The sequence below is a fragment of the Metabacillus sp. KUDC1714 genome (assembly GCF_014217835.1).
In the GTDB taxonomy this organism is placed as follows: Bacteria; Bacillota; Bacilli; order Bacillales; family Bacillaceae; genus Metabacillus; species Metabacillus rhizosphaerae.
Genome location: NZ_CP055263.1, coordinates 3,483,157 through 3,495,496, shown reverse-complemented (window position 1 = coordinate 3,495,496; position 12,340 = coordinate 3,483,157). Strand labels below are relative to the sequence as shown.

6 protein-coding genes are annotated in these 12,340 nt (G+C 36.9%); 2 read left to right on the top strand and 4 right to left on the bottom strand.

Annotation, left to right across the window (positions count from 1 at the left end; all coding sequences use genetic code 11):
- Positions 1–85: 85 nt before the first annotated feature.
- The 4 genes from HUW50_RS16065 to HUW50_RS16050 all read right to left on the bottom strand — a co-directional run bounded on the left by HUW50_RS16065 (position 86) and on the right by HUW50_RS16050 (position 9,545).
- Positions 86–2,308 (bottom strand): sensor histidine kinase, encoded by a 2,223-nt coding sequence (locus tag HUW50_RS16065; protein WP_066325002.1) that lies wholly within the window; start codon positions 2,306–2,308, stop codon positions 86–88.
- Positions 2,286–2,978, bottom strand: coding sequence for a response regulator transcription factor (locus HUW50_RS16060; protein ID WP_066325000.1), 693 nt, complete (start codon positions 2,976–2,978; stop codon positions 2,286–2,288). Before HUW50_RS16060 ends, HUW50_RS16065 begins: the two co-directional genes overlap by 23 nt.
- A 278-nt stretch (positions 2,979–3,256) precedes the next feature.
- Positions 3,257–8,335 (bottom strand): rhamnogalacturonan lyase family protein, encoded by a 5,079-nt coding sequence (locus HUW50_RS27395; protein ID WP_083964447.1) that lies wholly within the window; start codon positions 8,333–8,335, stop codon positions 3,257–3,259.
- 394 nt (positions 8,336–8,729) lie between these two features.
- A complete protein-coding gene (locus HUW50_RS16050) occupies positions 8,730–9,545 on the bottom strand; it encodes a rhamnogalacturonan acetylesterase (RefSeq protein WP_185653036.1) in 816 nt (271 codons plus the stop codon).
- Between the two features lie 179 nt (positions 9,546–9,724).
- Here HUW50_RS16050 and HUW50_RS16045 point away from each other — a divergent pair, with 179 nt between their 5' ends.
- A complete protein-coding gene (locus HUW50_RS16045) occupies positions 9,725–10,789 on the top strand; it encodes a LacI family DNA-binding transcriptional regulator (RefSeq protein ID WP_066324991.1) in 1,065 nt (354 codons plus the stop codon).
- Between the two features lie 194 nt (positions 10,790–10,983).
- Positions 10,984–12,144 carry a Gfo/Idh/MocA family protein gene (locus HUW50_RS16040; protein ID WP_066324986.1) on the top strand — a complete coding sequence of 387 codons (1,161 nt, stop codon included), beginning with the start codon at positions 10,984–10,986 and terminating at the stop codon, positions 12,142–12,144.
- Positions 12,145–12,340: the final 196 nt, after the last annotated feature.

Below are 12,340 nucleotides of genomic sequence, written 5' to 3'. Positions count from 1 at the left end.
TAAAAAAACAATAACTTATTAGTTAATATTTTGTAATATGAAATAATAAAAAATCACCCTGCTTATAAAAAGCAGGGCTATTTACTTAATCATTCATTTCCTTTAACACAATTGTCACTTTAAACAAATCACCATCTACATCAATATCTAAAACACCATCATGTAAATCAATAATTGATTTAGCAATCGCAAGACCTAAACCAGACCCTTCTGTATGGCGTGATTCGTCACCGCGTTTAAATCGTTCAAATAGCTCATCACTATCATCGCTTAGCTCATATTTTGATACATTCTTGAACGTGATAATCACTTCGCTATTTTCCATTTTTATATTAATATACGCTCTAGTGTTTTCTAATGAATATTTAAGGATGTTGCCAATTAAGTTTTCAAACACACGCCAAAGCTTTTGACCATCCACAAATGCATATACTGGCTTATCTGGATTTCCAACGCGAAATTGCACCTGTGAAGCTTGAATAGTTTCATTGTATTCAGCTAAAGCCTGCTGGAGCAATTGAACAATATCAACTTTACTTTTAATTAGTTCAATGTTCCCGCTAGCCATTTTTGAGGCTTCAAAGAGATCATCAATCAACACTTTTAACCGCTTTGACTTCCGATCAATAATTTCAATATACGTACTACGTTCATCATCCGCTAACTCTGGGTTTTTCAAAAGTTCAGAATACGTGATAATTGAGGTTAAAGGTGTACGTAAATCATGGCTAACATTTGTAATTAACTCCGTTTTTAGTCGCTCACTTTTTGCTTGAGCTTTTTGTGAAGTTTTCACACCGCGCTTCATGATATTAATATCTTTCGCTAGGTTAGCGAGTACTGATTTTCCGACTATCTTTACATCTGGTTCAAAACGACCATTTGCTAAAGCACTTGTGTTGCGAATAATCACGTTAAAATAACCTATTCTTTTTATAATTAGAATAAAAAGTGGTATTCCTACTATAACAAAAGCAGGTATATATAAAAGAAGAAAAGCCTGTTCAACAAAAATGAGGACTGTCCCTACCCCAAATGAAAATACAATGGCTAATAGAAGAAACACTTGTGTTCCTACACGCCTATTTAGGAATGAGGTACTTACTATTTGTAAAAATTGTGCTATTAATGTATTTTTCCAGATTTCTTGATCAGAAGGTAAAGCTTTTAGTCTTGGATACAAATAAATTCCTTGTACTACTGTTAATCCAAAAAATATTGACAAGGTGATAAGGTGATAGATGATTATCTCCAGAATTCCTAATATATATACACTGTAACCTAAATAGGGCTGATCAAAAATAAATGCAATTGTTATGATTGCTGTGATACCACAAAGAAGCAGTGCAACATCAAATGGAATTTTATTATATAAACCTACCCATTTATTTGGTTTAATTCTTCTTAACAGCTTTGATTTTTTTTCAATGATTATACTTATAAGTAATGCGATGATCGCCCCAATTGTGTAAATCCAAAACACAATTCTTTGTATATTATAATCATGATAGTTAGCCATAATAAAATTTGAGTTTGGAGTTTTTTTCGAAATTGCAATCTTCCCTTCATATAAAGCGTTCGAATTATTGGTTATTTCATTGATGATTTCCTCATTCGCTATATGTAAAGGTACTTCCTTCATGTCAAGATAGCTTTGCTTTTGTGTAGGAAAACTACGGATAAAATACATACTTTTATCATTTATGCTATCTACTGATTTACTATCATTTTCAGGGAGATTTGTGTAAACTTCACCAGTTGTTGTGTTTTTCAGGTAATAAACAAATGCTTCTTTATAATTTGCAAAATCCCCTCGATAGCTTTCTAGCTCCTTATAATATTCATCAATTCTTTGTTCTTTTTCTTTGACAATTTTATCTTTGATATACTCATCACTCTCAAAATTTTTCGTGATGTCTTCAATCTTTTTATCTCTTTCTTTAATATAGATATCGGCAACTTTTTGGTTATCTTTCTCTAATGCGACATTAATTCTAGATTCATATTGCTGCTCAATACTTGTTATTTGTTCGGTTAAGTCGCCATATTGATACCGATGCTCTTCTATTTCATCATTTGATACAGTAATCGATTTTTTCATGTCTTCTTTCATTGGATAAGAAATTTCAAACGCATTTACATAATTCAATAATTGATCTACCGTGTCATCAAATTGCATTGTCTTAAAATAACTTTGTTTCGTAAACTCACTATTATTAGATAACGCTGACAAAACACCACTAATGCCATAGGTTACTAAAAAGAACCATGCGATAATCGCAATTCTATTTTTCCATTTTGTATCCAATTCCCCATACCACCTTTAAATATCTTGGATTTTTAGGGTCGATTTCAATTTTTTCACGAATTTTACGAATATGCACAGCAACGGTATTATCCGCATTGTAGCAAGGTTCCTTCCAAACCTTTTCGTAAATTTCAGAGATCGAAAACACTCGACCAGCGTTCATCATCAACAGCTCAACAATTTTATATTCGATCGGCGTTAATTTTACCGCATCTCCATTAACGGCAACTTCTTTCGCTGCTTGATCTATCGTAAGTCCGTTAAGATCAATCGTTTTATTTATTCCTTCAAACGGTCCTAATTTAACATATCTTCTAAGTTGGGATTTAACCCTAGCAATGAGTTCAAGAGGATTAAAAGGCTTTGTCACATAATCATCTGCACCTACTTGCAAGCCTAAAATCTTATCGGTATCTTCACTTTTAGCACTTAAAATAATAATCGGGATATTCTTTTGTTCACGTATTTTAAATGTCGTTGCAATTCCATCCATTCTTGGCATCATAATATCCAATAGAATAAGATGAACTTCATGTTCATATAAACGCTCAATTGCTTCGACTCCATCCTGTGCCGTTAACACGGTCATTCCTTCATTTTTTAAATATATTTCAATTCCATCACGGATTTCTTTATCATCATCCACTACTAAAACAACATAATTATTCATCGATTCACTCCTCCTTTCCAAAGTATACCATGAGTGTATTTGCTAGGAATGATCTAAGTATAAGCAAGAGTTCTTAAAATAAAGGTAGGGGAAAAATGAAGAATTTCTTAAGATATGTGAAGAATTGGAGAATTGTTTCTTTACTAAACAACGAAAAAACCCCCATCAAAAAATGGGGGTTCCTCAAGTTTTTCATATAATGAAAGTATCAGGGGGGATACTGTCACGTTTTTATTACCCTCTGTTCCTAGATGATAAACCTAAAAAAATAACTTTTTTTATTTAACGATTGATTGAGCGAGATTTATTAACACTTCTGCATGTTCTTCAGAAAATACTTTACCAGATTTCGCTTTTATTTGATTGATATAAGCTCCTATCTGTCCATCTCTAGCCTCCTTATTTCCATTTTCTTCAGATGCTTTAGCTGCCTCAAGTTTGCTAATAAATGGTTTAGCATTTTTCCCTTTGTCACCACTTTGAACTAGGAAGTGTTCAGTTAAATTCCTTAAACTATCATAGTTCACCGTAACCATAAAGTTTACCGAAGCATTTGACATATTTCCTGCGTTATCTGTAGCCTCTGCTTTTATAGAATGTGTCCCTAACCCTAACTGATAAGCCGGTGCTATTACATCCTCACAAGTTGAGGAGGAAATCCCTGATAGCTTATCTTCAGCTAAGCATGAAACTCTCACTTCCTGGTCCACACTGAACTCAGCAGCATCTTTTAAAGAGAAAGTAATTGTTGGTGCTGTTTGATCCAGATTGATTTCGACTGAATTCTTCTCTTCACGATTACCTGCCTTATCAACACTCCAGTAATGTAAAAGATGTTTGCCATCATTAGAAATCTTAACTGAATTTCCCGTTTTTTCTACTTCTTCATTTAACTCGTAGTGAGTCATATCAATACCAGAATCATTATCTTCAGCAATAAAATTCACAGTAACAGGCTCCAAATACCAATGAGTGTTTTCCTTCCCCTCAATTTCATGCTTCGTTATCGGAGCTGTTTTATCAGGTCGTTTAACTTCTACTACATCGATATTTGGTGCTGATGGTTTTTTCATTCCTTCACCAATAAAGAAGCTTGGATGTGGTGGCTGATTATAGCCGACATTTTGCCACGCTATCGCTAATCTGTATTGCGGGTCATGCATCAACGTAAAGATACGATGATCTGTTTTCTCTGTTGTCATAAAAATTCGTAATGCACTGCTATCCTCAGTTCTCCAAATGATCTCTTCACGCCAATCACCAAAAAGATCAGCTTGTAGGGCAGGACTACCTTTTGTTCCGTTATTAGATAAAGTTCCTTCTGCGGTTAGTAAGTTTACTAGCTTTCCATTTTCATAATCCCACTTGTCAATTGTTCCTTCTCCGGCGCCTTTTGCTTCATCAAAATTATGATCAGATACTTCACGAAGCAAGTCACCATCCCACCAAGTTGCAAAGTTGGAAGTAGGAATGCTTTCTGAAATTTTTTCACCCTTTGCTGTGTGTAAACCACCAATTTTGCTGTTCCATGCGCCTGAAATTGCCCAAGCTTCAGCCCCAGAATGTCTTGGATCGATATCTGCTGTCAATCCTCGACCTGTATCCTGTCCTGTTTTTTGCCCCCAAATAATGTCACCTGTGGCTGCATCACGCATATCATAGCCATATTCTCCATCCTTATGTTCCTGTACAGCATAAACTTCAAGTCCAGATCGTTCTGGTAAGAAATCACTTACATGAAGTGCGTCACCATGACCTAAGCCTGTTGTATAAAGACCTGTACCATCATCATCTACAACCATTTGACCGTATACAATTTCATCCTTACCATCTTTATCAATATCTGCAACGCTAAGTGAATGATATCCTTGTCCTGCATAATCTTGATTTCCATCATCATTTGAATCAAATGTCCATTGTTTTGTCAGCTTACCGTCTCTCCAATTATATGCAGTAAGCACAGTTCTTGTATAATAACCACGGGCCATCACAATGCTCGGTTGTTCACCATCCAGATAAGCAACACCTGCAAGGAAGCGATCAACACGGTTACCGTATCCATCACCCCATGAAGAAACATCACCACGTGGTGGTTCGTAATCAGTAGTTTGCAACTCTTTACCTGTTTTTCCTTCGAAAACAGTCAAAAATTCTGAACCTTGTAAAATGTAACCTGAACTATTTCGATGATCAGCCTCCGCTTTTCCGATGACATTTCCTTGTCCATCAACCGTGCCATCAGCTGTTTTCATCGCAATTTCCGCTTTTCCATCACCATCAAAATCATAAACTAAAAACTGCGTATAGTGTGCACCAGCACGGATATTTTTTCCCAAATCAATGCGCCATTTCAATGTTCCATCAAGCTCATAAGCGTCGAGATAGACATTCCCTGTATATCCAGCTTGAGAATTATCCTTTGAATTTGTTGGATCCCATTTTAGGATAACTTCATACTCTCCATCACCATCAAGATCACCCACACTCGCATCATTGGCACGATATGAGTACGGATCTCCCAGTGGTGTTACGCCGTCCTCAGGCTTTTGAAGAGGGATATCTAAGTAATTATTACTTAATACCTTGATGTTTTCTTGTGACTTCTGTTCTTTTCCATCTAAGACTGCACGAATCTCATAAACTGAATCAGTCTTGCCGTCCTTATCAACAAAGTTCGTACTTGATGTAATTGGTGAAGAATTAAGCTTTTCTCCATCACGATACACATTAAAGCTGATATTTTCAGGATCTGTTCCTAACATCCGCCAGCTGACATGTACACCCTCTTCTGTTTTAATGGAAACCGGTGAACGACCTAAATCCTCCATTTGTCTCTTTAAAACTGTAACTACTGGTGTTTCGATACTGTCAGAATGTTCAGAGATACCACCGGCATTTACGGCAGCAACCTTGTAAAAGTAAGGAATTGTTGTTAAAACCGTTTCATCTTTATAGCTTATTTTGTCTGTTCTACCGACTAATTCGTAAGTTCCATCCTTTTTCTCAGAGCGATAAATATTATAAGTGATCGCACCTTCAACCCCGCTCCAACTAATGATAAGATCGTTTTTGTTCACTTTACCCACTTCAAGATTCTCTGGAGCCTGAGGGACTGGCTGTGAATCATCGATCATTGAAACCTCAAGTGGCATTGATGGGACCGTTTCGACGTCTATCCGATCAATTGTCGTAACGGAATACTCATAATTCATTCCAACTTGAACAGAAGTGTCAGTAAAAGAGTTTGTCGTTGTACTATCAATTAACTCAATAGAATCTGAGCCAACCACTTTTCGATAAACATTATATTTAACAGCTTCTTCTACAGACTTCCATGATAAAGTAACTGATGGTTTTGAAACGTCAATGTTTTTGGCTTCAACCTTTAGTTCCGAAGGAGCTAACAAAACCGGTGTGAGTTCTACACCATTTACAATCCCAGTAGAACCACCAAAATCAAAATTCATTTGACCATCTTTAACAGAAACTTGAGGAATTACCTTCTCTGTGTAGTTTTTGCTAGGCGCTGAAATTTGCCCATAATCTTGACCTTCAATTTGAACTGTTGTTCTTGCACTACCTAAGAAATCTCCTACATACACCTTTACCGCATAGAGACCATTCGGAACATCAGCATTAAATTTCCAACCAACATTAAAATAACCGAGCCAGTCACGCAGAAGATCTCCACCTGTTCCGCGATCCCTGCCGATCATTCCAGTTGCATCAACGATCCCATAACCTCTTTCCTTCGTATATACTGTGGAAAGATTCACTTCTGTATATCCTTCAGCAACTGGATTTCCAGCTAGTCCAAAATCAAATTTAGTCGTTGCTTTTTTCGTTTGAATGTTTACGACATCTGATTGCTCTGATTCACCTTTACCGTTTATCGCAGTGACAATCACATCATATGCCTTATCCTCTTCCATACCGGTAATATTCAATCTTGGAACTGTAGCTGTCCCAATTAAATCGTACTCACTATCAGTTGAAAGCTTGCGATAAATCTTATATATATCAGCTGATTCTACTTCATTCCAGGTTAATACAGCTCCTGCATTACTGATGCTACTTGCGACTACACCAGTTGGCTTAGCAGGTACATTTGCTGGTGGTTCAATATCAGTAACATAAGAAGATAGCGGAATATCAAGCTCTTTTACATCACCAGAAATCAACCTTGCAAGTTGAATTGCTCCATATTCTTGGAAATGTGTATTATCTTGTGAACCATTTGGGAACGCTGTATACATTCCTGGCTCTGTATGAAGAAATACAGAAAGTGTCCCTTCAGGACCAATTGAATCATAATAAGCAACACTTAAAGTACTTAGGTCTACCAAAGTTACTTCAAGTTCTTCTGCAACTTCCTTCATCCCTTGTACATATTCAGGAAAACTAACATTAAATTTACCAGTATCTGCGTTAAAATCCCTGCGTCCCACAGGAGTTATCAATACTGGCTCAGCCCCACGTTGACGAGCTCCATTTATATATGTTTTTAAATAATTTTTGTAATCTGGAACCGATGCATAACGTTCAGGTCGACTGATTGTTGCATCATTGTGTCCAAATTGGATAAAGAAATAGTCATTTGGTTTAAGTTCTCTTAAAACTGCATCTAGTCTGCCTTCATTAATAAATGATTTCGAGCTTCTCCCACCTATTGCATGATTTTCAAATGTAATATCAGAGCTAAAGAAACGAGGTATCATTTGCCCCCAGCCTGCTTCTGGCTTCCAATACTCATCATATGTCTGTACTGTAGAATCTCCTGCAATAAACACGGTTGGATGCTCTCCAGCTGTTCGCTCCGGAAGCTTCTCAATGACTAATCCATTTAACTTAGGTGTTGTACCTGTAAATTCGAGTGTAAGTTGCCCATCAACAAGTGCGATGTCAAATGATCTTTCTACAAATTCTCCTGCTTGAATTGATGTGTTTTGGATCTTTTGAATATTTTCAGCCTTCACACCAATCTCAGTTGCTTCCTTCTCATCACCTGTTACCACCGTAACGGCATAATCTCCATTTGGAAGATCGACAATGAAAGAAGTTTCAACAGTCAACGTAAAATCTGATTTTAAAGGATCAGATGTCGCACGATCAGTTGCAGTCACCTTTGAAGTATCTGCAAAACCAAATGTACGTTCAGCTGTATAGCCTGTTTCATTGGTCACTTTCGTATAGCCTTCCATAACTGCACTATCTCCAGTACCAAAATCAAATTTTTTCTCTACTAATTCTTCGGCATTTGCATCGTGAGGTAAAATAGGAGCTGACGACAATAGAAGTAATAAACTAAGAAGTATAGCAAAAAACTTTTTTCCTTTGTTTTGTTTCTTAGTGTTCAATAAGTTTTCATTCCTTTCAAAATTCGTTATTTTTTTTGGAAAAACTATGGAGAATAACTCACCTCCTCCCACTTATTAGAAAGCGCTTACAAGTGTATGCTATCTTTTTGTTCATTCATTTAGTAGTTAAAAAACAGATGTAAATGTTTAAAAAACAGTCATGGACTAAAAATGAATCTATTTAACTAGTAAAATAAGTAAACCGATAGAACTACTTTTTCTTTTTTGTGTTTCTTATCTCCTACCTTTTTGAGCTGAGGGGATTTCTAATCTATAAAACGTAACGCGCCTCCATAGGATGAAGGCGCGTTACGTTTTTGGGAATTTTTTTTGTACTTATCATGTATCTAAGATTGTTTAATCGTATTTGTCATTAAGTAACAGACAAATTTCATTATTTTTCAACGGCTGGTGGATCGATATTGGTAACGTAAGAAGCAAGCGGAATATTAAGATCTTTAATTCCCAGGGATACCAAGCGAGCAATTTGAAGTGCTCCATTTTCCTGGAAATGGATATTATCATGTACACCTTTAGGGTACGCTTTATACATACCTGGTTTTGTGTGGAGAAATACAGAGAGTGTCCCTATTGGACCTAGTGTGTCATAGTACGCTACACTTGATAAACTTAAATCAACTAGTAGCACATCAAGTTCTGATGCAATTTCCTTCATTGCTTGTACATATTCAGGAAAGCTAATATTAAATTTCCCAGTATCACGATTAAAATCTCTAATCCCAACAGGTGTTACTAAAATTGGCGTTGCTCCACGACCACGTGCTCCATTTATATATAATTTTAAATAATTTTTAAAGTCTGGCAAAGTGGTGTAAAGGTCTGGGCGATTTTTTCTCGAATCATTGTGTCCAAATTGAATCAATAAGTAATCATTAGGTTTTATTTTTCTTATTATGGTATCAAGTCTTCCTTCATTAATAAATGATTTCGAACTTCTCCCCCTAAAAGCATGATTTTCAAACGTAATTTTAGGGCTGAAATAATTTGGTATCATTTGTCCCCAACCTGCTCTAGGCTTCGAAGTCTCATCATATGTCTGCACAGTCGAGTCCCCTGCTATAAACACTGTCGGATTTTCTCCAGATTTTCGCTCGGGAAGCTTCAAAGAAAAAACAGGCACCGAAATCAATAAAAGCAGTAAACTAAGAATAATAACAACATTACCTTTTTTCTTCCCCTTATTAAACATATGCTTTCTACCCTTCTTTAGAAAATTCCATTTATAGCATTACCAAAAAAATTCTTTAAAATGTATTAGTATTGCTAATCTTTATTTTAGCATCTCATAAGGAACAATCTTACTATAATGAAAAAAAGTTTACGAAATTAACAATTTAATAATTGACAAATCATAGAAAAAAAGAGAAAATGAACGCGTGTACATATTTTCGTTTGGAGGTGAATATCTTAGCTAATAGAAAAGATGTTGCAAAATTAGCTGGAGTGTCTGAAGCCACAGTTTCACGCGTATTAAATAATATTGGACCCTTACGCGAAGAAACAAAACGTAAGGTCTTGCTGGCGGCTGAAGAGCTTAACTATCACCCAAATGCAATTGCACAAAGCTTTGCAAGAGGTAAGAGTAACAATATTGGCGTCATTGTTCCTTATTTGCCAAAGGTTAACCTAATGTCGACACATTATTTTTCCGAGCTATTAAGCGGGATTGGTGCAAAGCTTGGAGAACTAGGTTATGGTTTGCTCCTGTTGTTTCAATCACCAGATGCACCAAAAGACTATGTTCAGCTTTTTCATTCCCAAAAGGTAGATGGATGCATCATACTAGGTTCAAAGAATGTTCCAGGTGAGCTCGAAGCACTTGAAAAGCTCCAACAATTGAACCTGCCATATTGTCTTGTGAATCAGACCTTTTCTGGTTATTCTCTTCATTCTATTGATGCAGATCATAGCAGTGGTAGTTTTCAAGCAGTGACCTCACTGTTAAAGAAAGGGTTTGAACACGTTATTTTTTTAAATGGTCCCACTGAATATTCGAATAGTATTGAGCGTTTATATGGATATGAAGATGCACTCGAAAAAGCGGGTATTCATCTAAATAAGGAGCTAATTTTCCAAGGGAATTACAGCAGAAAAAGCGGTGTTCAAGCTGCTGACTATATAGCTCCATTACTTCCAGATTTCCGAGCTATTTATGCTGCAAATGATCGAATGGCTATAGGTCTTATGCAAGCGTTAAGCGAAAAGGGCTATCAAGCTGGTCGTGATTACGCACTAATTGGTTATGATGACTCTGAAATTTCAAGAATGACCTCTCCGCCACTTAGCACAGTAAAGGTACCGCTTTTTGATATGGGGCAATTGGCAGCAAAAAAAGTGCTTCAATTAATCTCGAAGGATAGTGAGGAAGCAAGCACTGTACGTTTGCCAGTTACTTTGATAGAACGAGCATCCTCATTAATTAGCCGTTCATGAATCATTTCTTTTAGAATCATTCATGAGTGATTAGTCTCTGAGATACTGAATACTTAGATAAGCACAAGCACCACACAGACTACTAGAAGAAACCCGTAAAATAGCAGAGTTTCTCTTTAAGAAAGGGCGCTTGTGCTTTACAATAAAGAACTATCAACATCCTATTCTATAAAATAACGAAAAGGGGATTATTTATGGAAACGCTTAAAATTGGAATGATAGGTTATAAGTTCATGGGTAAAGCTCACAGTCACGCATATCGTGACATCCCACTCTTTTTCCCAAAAACCATACGTCCTGAGATGAAGGTTATTTGTGGACGTAATGCCAGCGGAGTAGCTGAAGCCGCTAAACAATTTGGCTGGGAGGAATATACAACAGACTGGCAAAGTCTTTTACAAAGAGATGATATTGATTTAATCGATATTAATGCACCTAGTAATGTACATAAAGAAATAACAATTGCTGCTGCAAAAGCTGGCAAACATGTTTTTTGCGAAAAACCGTTAGCGCTTACATTAGAGGACTCAAGAGAAATGCTCGAAGTTGTTGAAGCTGCCGGAGTTAAACATATGGTTGGATTTAATTATCGATTTGCTCCTGCTGTTATGCTTGCGAAAAAACTAATCGACGAAGGAAAATTAGGAGATATTTATCATTTCCGTGCTTGGTTTTTACAAGATTGGCTTGTCGATCCAAACTTCCCTCTTGCATGGAGACTACAGAAGGACATTGCTGGATCAGGGTCTCATGGAGATTTAGGAGCACATCTTATCGATATGGCCCACTATCTAATTGGAGATATTACTGAAGTGATTGGCATGAACGATACGTTTATTAAAGAAAGACCCATTCCTACTAACATGACTGGTTTATCTGCAACTGGTAGTGATAATGCAGAAAAAGGCGATGTCACAGTTGATGACGCTACCCTATTTATGGCTCGCTTTGCTAACGGAGCCTTAGGAAGCTTCGAAGCTACTCGCTTTGCTGCAGGTCATCGCTGTACAAATTCCTTTGAAATCAATGGTAGTAAAGGAAGCGTCATTTTCGACTTTGAGCGCATGAATGAATTGCAAGTCTATTTCACCGACGACCGAGATGATGTGCAAGGCTTCCGTCGTGTATTAGCAACAGACCCTGCCCATGCTTTCTCTGAAAACTGGTGGCCACCAGGACATACAATCGGTTATGAACATACATTTATTCACGAAATTGTTGAGCTAATGGAAGCCTTCCGCGAAGACCGACAGCCAGTTCCTAACTTCAAAGATGGTGTAAAATGCCAAGAAGTTTTGGAAGCAGTTGATCAATCTATAGAAAAACGCCAATGGATTAAAATTTCTGAGGTATAACCAAAAGCGCAAGCGCCCGTTTAGCGACGAGAAACAAGAGCACTCCGTATGAGATAAAGGAAACACGAAGAGCGTTAGCGATTCGATGTTGACTTATCGTAAGGAGGAGTGTGAAGTTCACTAGTCGCTGGGCGCTGGAGCTGGATGTCGAGCGCTTATTCAAAGGACTAGAATTTTATAGTTTCATACACAAGTC